The 16072-nt window shown below is 55.0% G+C and carries 17 protein-coding genes; 9 read left to right on the top strand and 8 right to left on the bottom strand.

Going from position 1 to position 16072, the window contains the following annotated elements; translation table 11 throughout:
- Positions 1 to 42 precede the first annotated feature (42 nt).
- From pobA to fliF, 5 genes are all read right to left on the bottom strand, one after another.
- Positions 43 to 1212: a 4-hydroxybenzoate 3-monooxygenase gene (gene pobA / locus Q1A89_RS13190; protein ID WP_299728792.1), complete on the bottom strand. Its 1170-nt coding sequence runs from the start codon at positions 1210 to 1212 to the stop codon at positions 43 to 45.
- 262 nt (positions 1213 to 1474) lie between these two features.
- A complete protein-coding gene (gene fliP / locus Q1A89_RS13185; RefSeq protein WP_299728790.1) occupies positions 1475 to 2200 on the bottom strand; it encodes a flagellar type III secretion system pore protein FliP in 726 nt (241 codons plus the stop codon).
- Positions 2201 to 2204: 4 nt separating this feature from the next.
- Positions 2205 to 2498, bottom strand: a complete 294-nt coding sequence (locus Q1A89_RS13180; RefSeq protein ID WP_299728787.1) for a FliM/FliN family flagellar motor C-terminal domain-containing protein — start codon at positions 2496 to 2498, stop codon at positions 2205 to 2207.
- Positions 2491 to 3090 carry a hypothetical protein gene (locus Q1A89_RS13175; protein ID WP_299728784.1) on the bottom strand — a complete coding sequence of 200 codons (600 nt, stop codon included), beginning with the start codon at positions 3088 to 3090 and terminating at the stop codon, positions 2491 to 2493. The genes Q1A89_RS13180 and Q1A89_RS13175 overlap by 8 nt, the downstream gene beginning before the upstream one ends.
- A complete protein-coding gene (fliF, locus tag Q1A89_RS13170; RefSeq protein WP_299728781.1) occupies positions 3090 to 4733 on the bottom strand; it encodes a flagellar basal-body MS-ring/collar protein FliF in 1644 nt (547 codons plus the stop codon). Before fliF ends, Q1A89_RS13175 begins: the two co-directional genes overlap by 1 nt.
- Positions 4734 to 4852: 119 nt before the next feature.
- On the opposite strand from fliF, the gene Q1A89_RS13165 reads away from it, so the two are divergent.
- From Q1A89_RS13165 to Q1A89_RS13125, 9 genes are all read left to right on the top strand, one after another.
- Entirely contained in the window at positions 4853 to 5341 is a 489-nt protein-coding gene (locus Q1A89_RS13165; RefSeq protein WP_299729179.1) for a flagellar basal body-associated FliL family protein, read from the top strand.
- 9 nt (positions 5342 to 5350) lie between these two features.
- Positions 5351 to 5725 carry a hypothetical protein gene (locus Q1A89_RS13160; protein ID WP_299728778.1) on the top strand — a complete coding sequence of 125 codons (375 nt, stop codon included), beginning with the start codon at positions 5351 to 5353 and terminating at the stop codon, positions 5723 to 5725.
- Positions 5722 to 6333: a hypothetical protein gene (locus Q1A89_RS13155; RefSeq protein WP_299728775.1), complete on the top strand. Its 612-nt coding sequence runs from the start codon at positions 5722 to 5724 to the stop codon at positions 6331 to 6333. The genes Q1A89_RS13160 and Q1A89_RS13155 overlap by 4 nt, the downstream gene beginning before the upstream one ends.
- Before the next feature lie 68 nt (positions 6334 to 6401).
- Entirely contained in the window at positions 6402 to 7271 is an 870-nt protein-coding gene (motA, locus tag Q1A89_RS13150) for a flagellar motor stator protein MotA (protein WP_299728772.1), read from the top strand.
- Positions 7268 to 9562 (top strand): hypothetical protein, encoded by a 2295-nt coding sequence (locus tag Q1A89_RS13145; RefSeq protein ID WP_299728769.1) that lies wholly within the window; start codon positions 7268 to 7270, stop codon positions 9560 to 9562. The genes motA and Q1A89_RS13145 overlap by 4 nt, the downstream gene beginning before the upstream one ends.
- Positions 9563 to 10120: 558 nt before the next feature.
- Complete coding sequence (gene flhA, locus Q1A89_RS13140; protein ID WP_299729176.1) at positions 10121 to 12163, top strand: flagellar biosynthesis protein FlhA; 2043 nt, start codon at positions 10121 to 10123, stop codon at positions 12161 to 12163.
- Positions 12160 to 12930, top strand: coding sequence for a flagellar biosynthetic protein FliR (locus tag Q1A89_RS13135; RefSeq protein WP_299728766.1), 771 nt, complete (start codon positions 12160 to 12162; stop codon positions 12928 to 12930). The genes flhA and Q1A89_RS13135 overlap by 4 nt, the downstream gene beginning before the upstream one ends.
- Positions 12927 to 14012: a flagellar type III secretion system protein FlhB gene (locus Q1A89_RS13130; protein ID WP_299728763.1), complete on the top strand. Its 1086-nt coding sequence runs from the start codon at positions 12927 to 12929 to the stop codon at positions 14010 to 14012. Before Q1A89_RS13135 ends, Q1A89_RS13130 begins: the two co-directional genes overlap by 4 nt.
- Positions 14013 to 14014: 2 nt before the next feature.
- Entirely contained in the window at positions 14015 to 14425 is a 411-nt protein-coding gene (locus Q1A89_RS13125) for a hypothetical protein (RefSeq protein WP_299728761.1), read from the top strand.
- Here the strand turns inward: Q1A89_RS13125 and Q1A89_RS13120 are convergent.
- From Q1A89_RS13120 to flgA, 3 genes are read right to left on the bottom strand one after another with little or no spacing between them, the layout of a single operon-like run.
- On the bottom strand, positions 14422 to 14907 hold the full coding sequence (locus tag Q1A89_RS13120; protein WP_299728758.1) for a flagellar basal body-associated FliL family protein: 486 nt from the start codon (positions 14905 to 14907) through the stop codon (positions 14422 to 14424). The genes Q1A89_RS13125 and Q1A89_RS13120 overlap by 4 nt on opposite strands.
- 8 nt (positions 14908 to 14915) lie before the next feature.
- On the bottom strand, positions 14916 to 15665 hold the full coding sequence (gene flgH / locus Q1A89_RS13115; protein WP_299729173.1) for a flagellar basal body L-ring protein FlgH: 750 nt from the start codon (positions 15663 to 15665) through the stop codon (positions 14916 to 14918).
- Complete coding sequence (flgA, locus tag Q1A89_RS13110; protein ID WP_299728755.1) at positions 15665 to 16069, bottom strand: flagellar basal body P-ring formation chaperone FlgA; 405 nt, start codon at positions 16067 to 16069, stop codon at positions 15665 to 15667. The genes flgH and flgA overlap by 1 nt, the downstream gene beginning before the upstream one ends.
- Positions 16070 to 16072: the final 3 nt, after the last annotated feature.

Here is a 16072-nt window from a genome sequence, read left to right as displayed (position 1 = left end):
CGGAAAAGCCGCCACCGTATGGATGTAAGAGGATGTTAACCATCAATAAGGCAGGCCCACATAGTTTTCCGCCATCGCCTGCTGCGCTGCGGTGTTGGTTCGGAGGAAATCAATTTCAGCCTGCTGCATTTTCAAATCAAATCCTGACTGGTCCGGATATGTGTGCATCAAGGACGAGAACCACCAGCTGAACCGTTCTGCTTTCCAAACGCGGGCCAGGGCTTTTTCCGAATAGCTGTCGATCCCGGCAGTGCTGTCATTCTCATAGAAGTCGCGCAGGCCATTGTAGAGGTAGTGGACATCCGAGGCGGCCGTGTTCAACCCCTTGGCCCCGGTCGGGGGCACAATGTGGGCCGCGTCGCCACACAAGAACAACCGACCCCAGCGCATCGGTTCGGTCACAAAAGACCGCAGTGGCGCAATGGATTTCTCGATACTTGGGCCTGTGACCAATTTTGCTGCAACTTCTGCCGGAATCCGGCATTTGAGTTCGTCCCAAAACGCCTCGTCCGACCAGTCTTCGGGTGTGTCGTCGAGGGAGCACTGAATATAGTATCGGCTCAGGTTTTCGTTGCGCATCGAACACAACGCAAATCCACGTGGCGAATTGGCGTAGATCAGTTCACGATTGACGGGTGGAGTTTCGGAAAGGATGCCCAACCAACCGAAAGGGTACAGTTTTTCATACTCTTTGCGTACGTCCGCCGGGATCGTTTGGCGGCTGACCCCATGAAAACCATCACAGCCCACGACGAAATCGCAATCAATGCGACGCGCGACACCATCCACGGTGTATGTGACATGTGGGGCGTCACCGTCCGCACCGTGGATGACAACATTTTCGACCGTAAATTCAATGTGCCCGCCAACCTCTTCGCGGGCTTGATACAAGTCACGCGTCACCTCAGTCTGCCCATAGACCATCACTGGCGAGCCGGTGTGGCGCGTGAAATCCACGCGAAATATCTCTTCCCCATATGATATCAAAGTGCCGTTGTGAGGGATCCCTTCGGCATGCAGACGGTCGGCACATCCCGCTTCTTCCATCAGACTGACAAATCCCTGTTCGAGAACGCCCGCGCGTATGCGACCCAACACATATTCTTTTGTTTTGCGTTCCAGCACGACGCTTTCGATCCCGCGGGCAAACAAAAGCTGCGCCAGCAAAAGCCCCGATGGCCCGCCTCCAATAATCGCAACCTGAGTCCTCATGACGCTCTCCCGGGCTTATCGATTGAACCTCTCACGCTTGGATGGATACATGAATTGAGAAATTGGGGAAGTGAATAGCCGATAAAGAGCGCGGAACATACGTCTGCGACTGCACACTATCGTGGTGTCAATGCATCATCGGCGAGAAGCGACCGGAACATGAATTCGGAACGATCACCGATCCGCTTTCTGCGTTGTGTAAAAAATGCATGCAACGGAGCGTCGGCCCATCGGTTTCGCAGTTTTTTATCTACGACCGGTTTTAAAAGTAGCTTCTCACGAGGCTTCCGGCGATCAGACTCCAACCATCTGCGACAACAAAGAAGGCCAGTTTGAAGGGAAGCGACACGATGGCTGGTGGCACCATCATCATCCCCATGCTCATCAGAACTGCCGCAGCAACCAAATCGATGATGAGGAATGGCAGGAAAATCAAAAAGCCAATCTGAAATGCGCGCGAGATTTCCGACAACAGAAAGCTTGGGATGAGAACCGAAAGGGGCGCGTCCTCACTCAACTCCAGACCTTGTGTGTCTGGACGCAGATCAGCCATGGCACCAAACGTATCCGCATCCAGCCGAGCGGCCATGAACACCCGAAACGGTTCAAGCGTTCGGATGAATGCCGTCTCTGCGTCAATCAGGTCATTGGTGAGCGGCTGCAGGCCTTGAGTCCAGGCCTCGGTGAACACGGGCTCCATCACGAAATACGTCAAGAAAAGAGCAAGACTCACGATCAGCATGTTGGGCGGAGACTGCTGCAAACCAATCGCTTGGCGCAATATCGAGAGCACGGTCACCAAAAACGGAAAACAGGTCACCATGATTGCAAGCCCGGGCGCGAGGCTGAGGACAGTAACAAGTGCAATCAATTGAAATGTGCGTGCGCTCAGCGAACCTTCATCGCCAAAAGAGATGGCAATGTCCTGTGCCAGCGCCGGAAAGGGCGCGCAGCATATCAAGAACAGAAAGAGGAGCCGGATGGGCACGGATTCAGATGCCAGGCCCGAGGTCGATAATCTCGGTCAATCGGACAACCAACTGACCGTCCTCGCTGTCTTCAGCCTCTTCGAGCATGCCGCGGGCAATTAGCTTGTCGCCAACGAACAGATCCACAGGGTCGTCAACGCGCTTGTCCAGCGTCAGCACCGCATTGGACCCCAGCATGACCAAATCGCGCACCAATGGACGTGCGCGCCCAACTGAGACCGTGATTTCTATGGGAACCGCAGTAAACGGGTTGTGTGTGTCAGACGCTAAGGTCTGTGTGTCAGGCAATTCAGCCATCTTTCACCTCTGATTTCCGGGTTTCGAAAAAGTTGGTCACCGCCGTTGCGATTTCGGCCACCGTCTTGTCCAGGTTTAGTTCCGCCTCTTTCGCGCCAACACGCAAAATGGCTTGATTTGGGGACATCATCTGATCGACGACCACTTCGAATGGTTCTGGCAATTCGGCCGACAGGACCTGGCGCACAGCCTCGTCGCGACCGGGTGCCACAGCAATTTCGATCGTCCGATCCAGTGCGTCCAATGATGTGGATCCGATAAGGTCACAGATGTGCCTGCCGAGGCTCGCATGAGCAGCCAGTGGCAAAATCGTTTCGACGACTTCGCTCAGAATGCTCTGAACAGATTCGTGCAATGTCCTGCGCAATTCATGATACTCGAAGGACGCATTTTGGAGACTGGCCGCCAGCCCCGAAGACACATGCGTCATCGTTTCCGACTGCGCCTTGACCGCCTCATCCCAACCGGCCTGAAACCCGCCTTCAAACGCTTGAAGCTTGAGGTCTTCGATTTCCTCCGCATTCAACGATTTCTTACCGACACTTGCCGGTTTTAACGTTCCGAAGTCCTGGAAAAGATGGCTCAGTGACATCAGGCCCTCTCTTCGCTGTCTTCAAGCCAGGTTCTCAAAATCTCTACGGTTTCTTCCTGCCTGTCGCCGATCATGGCCCGCAAACGATCAACCGGATCAGACGGAGCGGCTGCGACACTATCAGATGCCGAGGCGAAATTCATCGCTGGCAGGTTGTCGAACCCTCCGCCATCATCATTCAATTGGATGTCAGGAAAATCGTCCGGCAAATCGCTTACCTCGCCGGTAAGTGCTGCGGTCGATGACGCGGATTGTGCAGAGGATTCGATAGCTGGTGCGCTTGCGGGCAAGGCTGCCGACGCACTTTGGCGCGACAAGATAGGGCGTACCACAAAAAGACCGAGGACGAGAGCGACAATGGCGAGAATCACCATCTGGATCGCAGACATTACGTCGACTTTGAACATATCGAGCAGTGACGTCTGAGCTTCTGTTCCCTGCGGCGCAATGGATTGGAGCGCCATCGACTTGATGGTGATGATGTCGCCGCGATTTTTGTCAAACCCTACGGCCGACGCCACAAGCTCGCGCAGCGCATCCAACTCCTCCTGGGGTCGCTCCGCGGGCTCACCCGACGCTTGCGCCGTTGGGTTGGTATCCTGGTTAACAAGGACGGCCACAGATAGTCTTTTGACAGCCCCTGCAACCCGCGTCACCGCGCGCTCTGTCTCCGATACTTCATAGTTAATGCGTTCGCGTGTTTCGGAGTTTTGCGATGATGCGGTGTCTCCTGCTGCGCCGTCGCCATCCGGAAGATTTGACGCGACCGTCACGTCGCCATTGCCTGCTTCGTTTGAGTTGCTGCTGCGCTCTTCGGTGTCAGTGCTGATTACGACGCGCGCTTCAGGATCAAAACGACGTTCGCGAATCTCTTCGGTTTCAGTCTCCGTATCGACGCTCACCTCCACGATTGCGTTTCCAACTCCGACTCGCGCTTCGAGCAATCGCTCCACGCGCTTGCGCAGAATTTGTGCTTTGTCTTCCGCTCCGGCCGTAGGTACCGCCTCTTCGGCCATGGCGATCATCGCACCGTTGGCACCAATCACCGCCACGTCGTCTGCGGACAGACCCGCCACTGCCGATGCAACAAGGAAGCGGATTGCTTTGCCCTGTTGCGCGGACAATTCTCCGCCAATCGGCGTCACCATGACGGACGCCGTCGGCGTGACACTGCGTTGAAACGGATTGGACCCAGTCGATGCAATATGAACGCGTGCCGTTCCAACGTGTGGGCTGGACACAATTGTGCGCGCAAGTTCACCTTCTTTCGCACGCCAATACGCGGCATCGAACATCTGCGACGTTGTTCCAAATCCGGACAGGGTATCCAACAGCTCGTAGCCGCTGTTGCTATTTGCCGGCAGTCCCTCACTTGCCAAAGTCAACCGCAGCTCATCACGGCTGTTGTTATCGACAAAGATGGACCCACCGCGCACCTCATAGGGCACGCCACGTTGTTCCAGAGCACGCACGACATCCCCGGCAGCGCCGTTTTCCAGACCTGCATACAAGAGCGTCATCGACGGAGACGTCGCGATCCTGGACATCGCCAAAACCGCCAAAAAGACGGCGACCGTCGCCACAACGACCGTTACTTGCCGCCGGATATCCAAACCCATCCAGACATTCACCAACTGCTGCACAATCGCCTCCGTCCTGCCGCGCGTTCTGCCCGGCGTTGTGCAAGCAATGACCGATCAGCCTTAACAATCGGTTAGTTGATCTGTGGCAATAGTCACTTTGACACCAATGGATGGATGAAATGACAGACGCCGCGGCAGAAGCCCCGCCAGAAGCAAAGAAATCGTCAAAGCTGCCGTTAATCTTTGGCATGGTTGCCGCACTTTTGGGCGGTGGCGGTGGATTCTATGCGACGTTCTCCGGCCTGATTCTGGCACCGGAAACTGCAGAACATAATACTGAGGCAGAGACACAGCCAGGCGCGATGCCGGACATCGCCTTTGTGGAAGTCGAACCAATGACCATTTCCATCAGCCCGGCGTCGCAGGGCCGTCACCTCAGGTTCCGCGCTCAGTTGGAAGTGCCATCTCAACACGCGGCCGACGTGCGGAGCCTTCTGCCCCGCGTGGTGGATGTCATGAACGGATATCTTCGGGCCGTTGAAGTTCGTGACATTGAAAGCGCAGCCGCGTTGACCCGCTTGCGCGCTCAACTTCTTCGCCGTGTGCAGATTGTTGCGGGACCCGATCGGGTCAATGATCTGCTGATTATGGAATTTGTGCTGAACTGAGGGCCATAAATGGACTTGATTGCTGATATTCTCTTGGCCGCCGGCGCACTGGGTGCTGGTTTTTACTGCTTCATTCTCGGGCGGCGGCTAAATCGATTCAACAACCTCGAAAAGGGAGTCGGCGGAGCAGTTGCTGTGTTATCCGCGCAGGTTGATGATCTGACAAAAACTCTGGCCGCTGCTCAGAAAACAGCGGCGATCTCGACCGAGACCCTCACAGAGCTGACGGAACGCGCCGAACAAACGTCGCGACGAATCGAACTTCAGATCGCCTCAATTCACGATATTCCAGAGGCCCCTGTGGCCGAAAAATCAACACCAAAATCGGCATCGCAAAGCCCCGGGGAGCCAATGTTCACCCGCCGCGCTGCAGGAGCGAAATGATGGCAGGAAGTCGAAAGAAAAAGCGGAGTTCCACTGGCAAAGGTTCAATCCTTCTGATCTCTTCTCTTCTGGTCGGATCCGCCGCGCTGCGTCTTGGGGTGGGTGCAGGCACCGCCGTTGCAGAAGGTGACCTTGCCAACCAGCTTCTCCTTCCCAAAGCGATGAGTGAGACCGAAGATGCACCTCAGCCCGCACAAAAGGTCGAAGTGGGATCCCTTCTTGATGCCTTGATCGCGCGGGAAAACCGTATTGCTGAGAAAGAAAAGAAATTGAAAGTGCGGGCTAAAGCATTGGATGTTGCCCAGGTCGAGATAGAACGTCGATTGGATGCATTGAAACAGGCCGAAGAGCGCCTTGGCGCCACTTTGGCACGCGCAGAAACCGCTGCAGAAGACGATTTGGCGCGGCTGACCACCGTCTACGAGAACATGAAGCCGAAGGATGCCGCAGCACTTTTTGAGACCATGGAGCCAGAGTTTGCGGCAGGTTTCCTTGCGCGGATGCGCCCTGACGTCGCAGCCAAAATCATGTCCGGTCTCGATCCACAGGTTGCCTATTCAATCAGTGCTATTTTTGCTGGCCGGAATGCGTTGGCGCCAAAAAGCTGAACCGCAAACAGTCTTTGTTAACCGCTATCTGCGAATGTGACGTCGACGCTGTTTAGGGAGTTGTTTTGATGGTCGGCATCATCGGGATCATTACCATCTTTGTGATGGTTTTTGGCGGATATCTTGCCGCGGGCGGCAAGATGGGGATCATCCTCAAAGCTCTGCCATTCGAAATGACAATGATCATGGGCGCTGCCGTCGGCGCGTTTCTGATCAGCAATTCCGTCGCCGAAATCAAACACACCGTCAAGGATCTCGGCAAGGTCTTCAAGGGGCCAAAATGGTCCGACGAAGACTACAAAGACTTGTTGTGCATGCTGTTTGAATTGATTCGACTGGCGCGCCAAAATCCCGTTGCCATCGAAGAGCATATTGAAGATCCCGATAACTCCACCATCTTTTCGCGCTACCCCAAAATCCAGGCAGACAAGGAAACGACTGCCTTGATCTGTGATACGATGCGTTCCGCTTCGATGAACTACGACGACCCACACCAGGTTGAAGAGGTACTCGAGAAACGCATGGAAGCAAACATGCACCATGCGATGCACTCCAGTCATGCACTGCAGACCGTTGCGGATGGTCTTCCTGCGTTGGGAATTGTGGCTGCTGTTCTCGGCGTGATCAAAACGATGGCGTCGATCGATCAACCGCCAGAGGTGTTGGGAAAGCTGATCGGCGGCGCGCTTGTTGGCACATTCCTTGGAGTGTTTCTTGCCTACGGCCTCGTCGGTCCGTTCGCAGCAAAAGTCAAAGCCGTCGTCGAACAGGATGCGCACTTTTATCAACTCATCCGCGAGGTGCTCGTGGCAAACCTTCACGAACACGCAACAAATATCTGCATCGAGGTCGGACGGCAGAATACCCCATCACATTGCCGCCCTTCGTTTTCTGACCTGGAAGAGGCTCTGAAGGCTGCCAAGCAGAACGCGGCATGATCAGGTGCATTCTTTTGCTTTACTTGGTTGTGATCGGCCCAGCGGTGGCGCAACAAGTGACGGTACGTTCAGGCGCGCATGAAGATTTTGCGCGTCTGGTGCTCAATGTCCCCCAAAGAATGACGTGGAGCATAGAACAAGACGAGCGCGGCGCTCTATTGGCCCTTGATGGCCACGACGACGGCTTTGATACGTCGTCTGTTTTTGATCGCATCAGACGCACCTTTATCTCCGACGTAAGTTCCGACGGCTCAAGTATCCGTATCGATTTTGCGTGCGAGTGCAGCGCAACGGTCTTCAACGAAGGTTCCAGCATGATCGTGGTGGACGTTGCGGAGGCTTCTACTCCCCAATCAACTGACTTGGCCATCAGGCCACCGCTTGATTTCGTCGGAACACGTCCGCTGAGGTTCGATGGACACCAAAGCGAGACACCCATAAATCGGCAACAGACAGTTCGGCCCTTCCCAAATGGAATCTCTGAGCGGCGCAGCAACACTCAAGTTCGCGCTCTAGAAGATCTCTTACCTGTTGAACAAAACTCCATTCCGAATGCCGCGCGACTGGAGCAAACAAGGAACAAAATTGCTCGACAGATCGGGAGCGCTGCGACACGCGGTATTCTGTCCCCTGTCGGACCGGAAATTGACTTGTTGGCTGCTCCAGCCAAACCACAGATTGACACAGGCATTTTCGATTCCTCTGCGACTTTTGAACCTGATCCATCACTGGCAAGAGGAACAAACACCAACCTGAGAATAACGAGCAGCAGTGACGTTCAGTCCTCTGTTGATCAGGAAAGTTTTGCGTCGCTGGCGAATGGCCTTTCTTGCATCGAACCCAAGCGTGTGGCCATTCAAAACTGGGCAACCGACATGGATCCGTCCGTGCAGATTGCTGATCTGCGCAGCCAACTGTATGGTGAATTTGATCAGCTCAACCAGAAAATCGCGGTAGAGCTCGCCAAAACATACCTGCACTTTGGTTTTGGAGCTGAAGCTCGTCAGACGCTGTTTTTGCACGAGGACGTCTTCACTCAACATCCAGAGCTCGTCATCATGGCGGACATTCTGGAGTATGGGCACAGCCGCGATTCCGACTACCTCTCTGGCTACATGGAATGCGATAGCGAAATCGCGCTGTGGGCAATTCTAGCTACGGAAAGTATTAGACCGACGGTTTCCGTAAACGCCAATGCAGCCCTACGCGCGGTAAGTGCCCTACCCATGCATTTGCGGATATTCCTTGCGCCGAAACTCAGCAGGCGATTGCTGGCTTATGGCGACTCAAGTTCGGCCGCAGCTGCCTTGCGCAGCCTGGAACGGACGGGGCAACCATTAAACCCGAATGCCAACCTTGCAAAGGCCGATCTTGAGTTAGCGCAGAAAGACGTTGAGCAAGCGCAAGAGCGACTTGCCGAAGTTGTGACGTCAAACACGGAACAATCCGCCGAGGCACTCATTAAGTTCGTCGACTCACATCTGGCGGAGGACGCTGAGATTGATGAAAATGTTGCCACGCTGGTCGAAGCCTATGCGCTGGAAATGCGGGACGATCCCATCGAAACGGACTTGCGGCGGACGCATGTGTTGGCCTTAGGAAAATCTGGTCAGTTCACGAAAGCATTTGATGCACTTTCTCGCATTCGTGCGCGAAATTCCGAGTCCGGAGAAGATGTTCTGAGATCTTCAGTTCTGGATTTGTTGGCGCGCAATGCAGACGACGTTGAGTTTTTGGAGCATACCTTTGTCCAAATTGGGGTTGATCCGGAAACACTGACTCCTCAGGCTCGGTTACAGCTTGCTGACCGCTTGACCCAACTTGGATTTGCCAAGCAGGCCGAAACCGTTCTGAATGCCGGTCAGGGATACAAGAACAGCGGAAAGGTTGCTCTTCTCAAAGCAGAGATATCAATGGCTTTGAACCGCCCTTACGAAGCTTTGGCGCATCTTTTCGGACAAGAGTCCGACGCAGCAACTCTGCTGCGTGCACGTGCTGAATCACTTGCCGGTGACTTCTCTGGAGCGCACTCAATTTACTCCGCATTGGAAGACACGCAAAGCGCGCAACAGACTGCCTGGCTGTCGGAAGACTGGTCCGTTCTGGTCGAAGACGCCACTCCGGTGTTCGGTCCCATGGTCTCGGTCGCTCAGAGTACCATCGAGGATGAGCCGCAAAAGGACGGTATGCTCGAACGTGCAGCAGCGGCCATTTCAGAGAGCCAAAATGCTCGGCTCGCGATAGAAGACTTGCTTACGGCAGACGAATTGCGTGTTCCCGTCGGCGAATAAAACCGGGATCGCAATCTTGGTTACCAAATCTAAATCGTCTCGATCGTATCGTTGTTCCATCGCAGAACGCGAATAAGGAACACGTGACCTTGTCCCAGTCGATGCAGCAGAGGCTTGGCAGATTTCTTCTGGCAGGCAACACGGCCGATAGTATGGTCAAACACGGGAATGCGTGTGCCAACGCAATTTGGCAAAGCGGCTCAAGTCTCGCGATCATCCGACCTGTTCTTTCCAGCCTCCGGGATGCTTTGGGCCGATCCCAAATCGGAATAATAGACCTAGCGGTTCTTGTCCGTGCGGTCATGGCACCAGATGCTTTTTCAGTGGCTACCTTTCTCAGCATTCGAAAAAGCATCTTTTTGATGATGCCTGTGATGCGGGTGACCGTTTGCAATGTCCGGAAAAGTATCGAAACAAAATCGATCCTGAATCCACTCAGGCCTTTTCAAATAATGGCCCCACAGCCAATGCAATCCTCGGTGCCACCGAACCAGGGAGTACATCTTGGATAAACCTGGCTTCAACCTCTCCTCAATCACGTTATTCAATCCGACCGTGATGCTTGCCGTAGCGCTCATGGCAGTCATTGTCATGATGATCTTACCCATGCCAGCATGGGTGCTTGACGTTGGTCTTGCAGCTTCCTTTGCGCTCGCCATTCTGATTTTTACTATCACCCTGTTCATTGAACGACCACTCGATTTTTCAGCATTCCCCACGATACTGCTGGCCTCACTGATGCTGCGCCTTTCGCTGAACGTTTCATCCACCAAGTTGATCATCGGACAGGGCCACACCGGCACCCAGGCCGCAGGCGAAGTGATCCAGGGTTTTGCGCAATTTGTCATGGGCGGCAGCGTCTTCCTGGGTCTCGTCGTGTTTTGCGTCCTATTGATCGTGAATTTCATGGTGATCACCAAGGGTGCGACACGCATGGCGGAAGTTGGCGCGCGTTTCGCTTTGGACGGAATGCCCGGAAAGCAACTTGCGATCGACAGTGATATGTCTGCCGGAGCGATCACACATCAGGAAGCCAAGGCGCGGCGGGAACAGGAACAAGCTGAAACTACTTTTTTCGGATCGCTGGATGGCGCGTCCAAGTTCGTCAAAGGAGACGCAGTCGCGGGGCTATTGATCACACTTCTGAATCTGGTGGCTGGCCTGATCATGGGCGTGGTGGTTCACGGCATGCCATTGGGCAGTGCCTTTGAAACATACGCAATTTTGACCGTAGGCGACGGGCTCGTATCGCAAATCCCTGCCGTCGTGATTTCGATAGCGTCCGCGTTGCTGTTGGCACGCGGCGGCGCGAAGGGGGCAACGGACCTTGCCGTTTTCAGTCAACTCGGCAAACACCCGGCCGCTTTGACCACCGTGGCCGTACTCATGGCCATGTTTGGCCTTGTACCCGGCTTGCCCCTCGCACCTTTCATGATGGGCGCAATCGGCCTTGCCGCGGCGTCGTTTTTCATAAGCAAACAGTTGCGAGAGCGGATTGAGGGAGACATCGAGCAAGAGGAAACACCGGTCGCATCGCCCGAAAAATCATTGGGAGACGTCCTGGAATTGGATGACATCCATGTGGAATTCGCAACGGATCTGGTCAACATGGTGCTGGATCCTGGCACCGGTCTGGATGCGCGCATTGCCAATATGCGGACCCACGTCGCTTCGCACTTTGGTCTGATTCTTCCAGAGATCAGACTGACCGATGATCCTGGCCTGAAAAGCGGCGTGTATGTCCTGCGCATCCAGGGTGTCGAACAGGCACGAGGGATGCTGCACTCAAATGACATTCTGGCATTGACGCCTGACGACACCAGCAAATTGCCTGGCGGGCGGGATACGACAGAACCGGTTTATGGTGCACCTGCCCGATGGATTTCGCAAAAAGACCAAGAGAATGCGGTCCTCGCCGGCGTCACCATTGTCACCCCGACAGAAATCCTCGCCACGCATCTTTTGGAAGTGGTCAAGAACAACTTCAGCCGCTTGCTTACCCTCAAGTCTTTGCGTCGGTTGCTCACAGAAATGACCAATATTTCAGACCCGGCAAGGGCAGAAGCCAATCGAAAATTGCTGGATGAAATGATACCCGACAAAGTTCCGATCGATGTCCTGCACACAGTATTGCGCCTGCTGCTGGACGAGCAGGTCTCGATCCGAAATCTGCCTCTGATCCTCGAAGCCACAGCCGAAGCGCGCGGGCGAAATGCTCAGCCGGAGGCGATATGCGAACTGGTCCGCCAGCGTCTTGGTTTTCAACTTGTTGCCGAGTTGCGGCGTGCGGATGGCAGCCTTCCCCTCGTGCAGCTTGCACCGGAATGGGAGGACACATTCGCAAACTATCAGGTGGATGCCGAACGGGGATTGGACGTGGCATTGCCTCCGGACCTGTTCAACAGGTTGGCCGCAAACATGACGGAAAAACTGCAGGACATCAGCGAACAAGGCATTGCCGCTGCAGTCGTCACAAATACGCGGCGGCGCCGATTTGTAAAAACTCTGATGCGTGCCAAGGGCATCTCAAACCCGGTATTGTCGTTCGAAGAAATTGGCGTCGACGCCCAACCAGCCCTTGTCGGTGTTGTTGCGGCATGACTGTCATCCAGGATTTTCTCTCGATAACGCAGTCTCAACTCTGGCTCGGGTTTGTGGTATTTCTAAGGGTCGCGGCAACCGTTTCATTGCTTCCGGGGTTCGGAGAGCAATCCGTACCAATGCGCATCAAACTCGCCATCGCGGTGGCATTTACCGTGATCGTGGCTGCATCCTTGTCCGTGTCGCCGCCGATCTTTTCGGTCGGATCACTGGCTGTGCTTGCCGCGACAGAAACGCTCGCCGGCGTGATGATCGGCCTTGGTGTTCGGCTGTTCATCCTGGCGCTACAGACAGCTGGCGCGATCGCAGCACAATCCACATCTCTGTCCCAGATCCTCGGGGGCGCAGCGATCGAACCACTCCCCGCTATGGGATACGTACTTACGGTCGGAGCAATTGCCCTCGCCGTCATGGCAGGATTGCACATCAAGGCAGCTCAACTGCTGATCCACTCTTACGTTTTGCTGCCAATGGGCTTGTTTTCCGGCGGCAGCGATGTGGCCGATTGGGGTCTCGCGCAGGTTGCGCGCGCCTTTGAGTTGGCCTTCGTATTGGCCGCTCCGTTTGTTTTAATGTCCGTCCTCTACAATTTGGCTCTTGGGGTGATCAACAAGGCGATGCCCCAACTTATGGTCGCTTTCGTCGGGGCCCCGGTCATCACGCTGGGCGGGCTGTTTCTGCTCTTTCTTGCTGCGCCGACAATTCTGGGTGTCTGGCTCTCAGCGCTTGATCATTTCATGGCCAATCCATTCGGAGCCAGGTCATGAGCGGTCAGGAAGATGACAGTGACAAGTCTTTTGATCCAACCCCGCAAAAACTGCTGGATGCGCGAAAAAAGGGGGAAATTGCGAAGTCCGTAGAGCTGCAGACTGCTGCAGGTTACGCCGGGCTCACATTGGCATTCTTGGCTCTCGGCGCGCAAACCGTCATCGGGTTTGGCGGTCAAATGCAAGTTCTTTTGGATCAGGCGGCCGAGATGTCTGAAGTCATATTCGCTGGCGGTCCAACAGCTCTGATGGGTGGCATTTTGTGGAACGTCACCGTGATCATTGTCCCCATTTTCCTGCTGCCCGCTCTGGCTGTTCTCGGAGCAATATTGGCGCAACGTGCGTTTGTCGTGGCACCCACCAAGCTGCAACCGAAGATGTCGCGCATCTCGCTGCTGCAGAATGCCAAACAGAAATTTGGACGGAACGGGTTCTTTGAATTCGGCAAGAGCTTTGTCAAATTGACCATATACTCGGCGTGCCTCGCAGTTTTTCTGAATACGAGACTGCCCGAGATGATTGCCGTTGTGCACAGCGCCCCGGGTGTTGTCGTGATCATGCTGGCTGAGCTATGCGTCGCGTTTTTGTTGATCGTTGTCCTCATCTCTGCCGCCCTCGGTGCGATCGACGCGATATGGCAGCATCATGAGCACATCCGCAAAAACCGAATGTCCCGCAAGGAAATCATGGATGAGACGAAGAACTCAGAAGGTGACCCGCATCTCAAGCAGGAAAGACGCGCGCGCGCGCAGGTGATCGCTGGCCAGCAAATGATCGCAGATGTCCCGACCGCCGACGTCATCATCGTGAACCCAACCCACTATGCTGTCGCGCTTAAATGGACACGGGCTCCGGGGACAGCCCCCATTTGTGTCGCAAAAGGCGTGGACGAAATTGCCTTGCGCATCCGCGAGGTCGCCATGGAAGCCGCTGTCCCGATCCATAGCAATCCGCCGACAGCGCGCGCACTGCATGCTGTGACCAAGGTTGGAGACGAAGTTGCACCCGAGCATTACCAGGCCGTCGCTGCAGCAATAAGGTTCGCCGACGAAATGCGTGTACGAGCACGAAAAGGCATTTGACGATGGACCTAGAGCAACTCAAGACCCTTTCCGCGTTGAAGTATCAGCACAGTCAGCAAGCCCTCTCCGGCCTGATAAAGCGCGAAAATGAATTGCGGGCAGAATTGGAACGGATGCGCGCATTTGCCAGAACGACCCAAGCGCAAGAGCCCGAGCATGCGCAGATGCGGGCCATTGGTGCGGATGTGATCTGGCTTGGTTGGGTGGGCAAGGCGCAGCGAGAACTGAACATCGCATTGGCAAATGTACTGGCCCAGAAAGAAGCGTTGATGGCGCAGCACCGTCGCGCGAATGGTCGCAAAATCGTTGCCGAAAAACTTGCTGACCAAGAGGCGAGCGCGGTTCGAAAATCGAAAGCAGCCGTCCGCATGCAGTCCGCAATAGACTCAACGGTGTTTGGCAGCGCGGACTAATAGTCCTGGCGCGCAATCTCCACGATGAGCACATCCGAAATCTGTTCACCCATAACCTTTTGGGCAGCCTCGCGGAGTGCATTGCGCAAAACATCCAGATTGTTCGCATTGGTGAATGCGCCGTCAAATCCGCCAACATTGGAGTGGTCAAACATCACTTGCAAAAATGAATCGCGCAATTTCGGTTCGCGGGAATAGATTGCATCTTTTTGGCCCGCAGGGACTTCGAGACTGAGTGACATAACAACCAGCGCCTGCACACTATCCCCCTTGACTACGGGCACAACAAACTGATTATTCATCTTTACGTATTCACGCACCAACTCCGGTGCCACGTCCGGTTCCTTGGATTGAATTGAAATCTTTTCAGAACTCTCTTCCATAGGTTCAGGCTTTTCCTCGGGCCTGAGAAAGACGCCCGCACCGACACCAGCGCCAACACCGATAAGTAGCAGTACAATTGGAAGGATCTTGCTGAGCATGGGATTTCCTAGAATGGCAAGACAGCGTCGAGGACTTGCTGACCCACACGTGGTTGTTGGACGTCGGTAATTTGGCCCCGTCCTCCGTAAGAAACACGCGCCGACGCGATCTTGTCGTATGTAATCTCGTTTTGGCGGGAAATGTCTTCGGGGCGGACGTATCCAGACACAAGCAATTCGCGCAATTCGAAGTTGACCCGCAGCTCTTGAGACCCCGCGATGGACAGCACGCCGTTGGGTAAGACATCGACTACGGTTGCGGCGACCCTGAGCGTCAGTTTCTCATTCCGTTTGACAGAGCCGTCGCCGCTGGAATTGCTGTTGGAATTGATCGAAACCAATTCCGAGCTGGAGGCTCCTTCAGGCAGGCTTTGATCAAGGCGTTGAGGAAGGCCACCAAGTTGCGGAATCCCCAGGCTTTCCGATCCGCTGCGGGAACGCTCGGTTTCGTTTGATATCTCAGCGCGTTCGTCAATTTCAATGACAACAGTCATGATGTCACCGCGCTGTACTGCGCGTCGATCTCCCAAGAGCGACCCGCGCTGGCGGCTCCAAAGGGACGCCTGATCCAATGCCGTCGTCTCCTCGATCACCTTGGGCAGGCTGGCAGTGATCATCGCGGAATGTTCCTGGGTCGCGAGCGGATTTGAAAAAGACGGCTCCTTGCCCAAATGATCTCCGCGCCCACAGGCTGCAACGGCCAAAATCGCAACTCCAACCAACCAGCGCGTGGGTTTTCCTTGGCCCGATACAAACATCATTGTGTTACCTTTATTGATCCGTCTGGCTGCACAAAGCCGAAGAGGGTTGCCCGCGAACTCAGATTCATGATGCGGACGCGATCGCCAACTCCGCCGCGTTCCAGCGCCCGCCCTTCCGTGCTGATCGACAGGCCACCTGCTCGAAAGTGCAGCACGACGATCTCGTTCCGGTTGATCAAAGCCGGTGGACCAATCGCTTCGAAAGGAATGGGGCGCCCAGCGTAAAGTGCAATGCGCGCCTCCTGGCCAGCGACATCTTCGATCCTGTCAAACATGCCCGTGCGATCAACGTCTTGAACGGTCAGATCGGCATGCGTGATCAGCGTACCAGGCCGCAGTGTCCGCGTGGGTGTCACCACATCGGAGGCGCTGGACGAAGCAGCAAGGAGAAAGACGATCAAAAA

Source organism: uncultured Tateyamaria sp. (genome assembly GCF_947503045.1).
Taxonomy (GTDB): Bacteria; Pseudomonadota; Alphaproteobacteria; order Rhodobacterales; family Rhodobacteraceae; genus Tateyamaria.
This window is presented reverse-complemented; position numbering and strand designations above follow the sequence as displayed.

Coding starts and splice junctions, on each gene's coding strand:
- pobA (WP_299728792.1), bottom strand. CDS start 1,212: ATGAGGACTCAGGTTGCGATTATTGGAGGCGGGCCATCGGGGCTTTTG.
- Q1A89_RS13180 (WP_299728787.1), bottom strand. CDS start 2,498: ATGGCTGAATTGCCTGACACACAGACCTTAGCGTCTGACACACACAAC.
- Q1A89_RS13175 (WP_299728784.1), bottom strand. CDS start 3,090: ATGTCACTGAGCCATCTTTTCCAGGACTTCGGAACGTTAAAACCGGCA.
- Q1A89_RS13165 (WP_299729179.1), top strand. CDS start 4,853: ATGACAGACGCCGCGGCAGAAGCCCCGCCAGAAGCAAAGAAATCGTCA.
- Q1A89_RS13160 (WP_299728778.1), top strand. CDS start 5,351: ATGGACTTGATTGCTGATATTCTCTTGGCCGCCGGCGCACTGGGTGCT.
- Q1A89_RS13155 (WP_299728775.1), top strand. CDS start 5,722: ATGATGGCAGGAAGTCGAAAGAAAAAGCGGAGTTCCACTGGCAAAGGT.
- motA (WP_299728772.1), top strand. CDS start 6,402: ATGGTCGGCATCATCGGGATCATTACCATCTTTGTGATGGTTTTTGGC.
- Q1A89_RS13145 (WP_299728769.1), top strand. CDS start 7,268: ATGATCAGGTGCATTCTTTTGCTTTACTTGGTTGTGATCGGCCCAGCG.
- flhA (WP_299729176.1), top strand. CDS start 10,121: ATGCTTGCCGTAGCGCTCATGGCAGTCATTGTCATGATGATCTTACCC.
- Q1A89_RS13135 (WP_299728766.1), top strand. CDS start 12,160: ATGACTGTCATCCAGGATTTTCTCTCGATAACGCAGTCTCAACTCTGG.
- Q1A89_RS13130 (WP_299728763.1), top strand. CDS start 12,927: ATGAGCGGTCAGGAAGATGACAGTGACAAGTCTTTTGATCCAACCCCG.
- Q1A89_RS13125 (WP_299728761.1), top strand. CDS start 14,015: ATGGACCTAGAGCAACTCAAGACCCTTTCCGCGTTGAAGTATCAGCAC.
- Q1A89_RS13120 (WP_299728758.1), bottom strand. CDS start 14,907: ATGCTCAGCAAGATCCTTCCAATTGTACTGCTACTTATCGGTGTTGGC.
- flgH (WP_299729173.1), bottom strand. CDS start 15,665: ATGTTTGTATCGGGCCAAGGAAAACCCACGCGCTGGTTGGTTGGAGTT.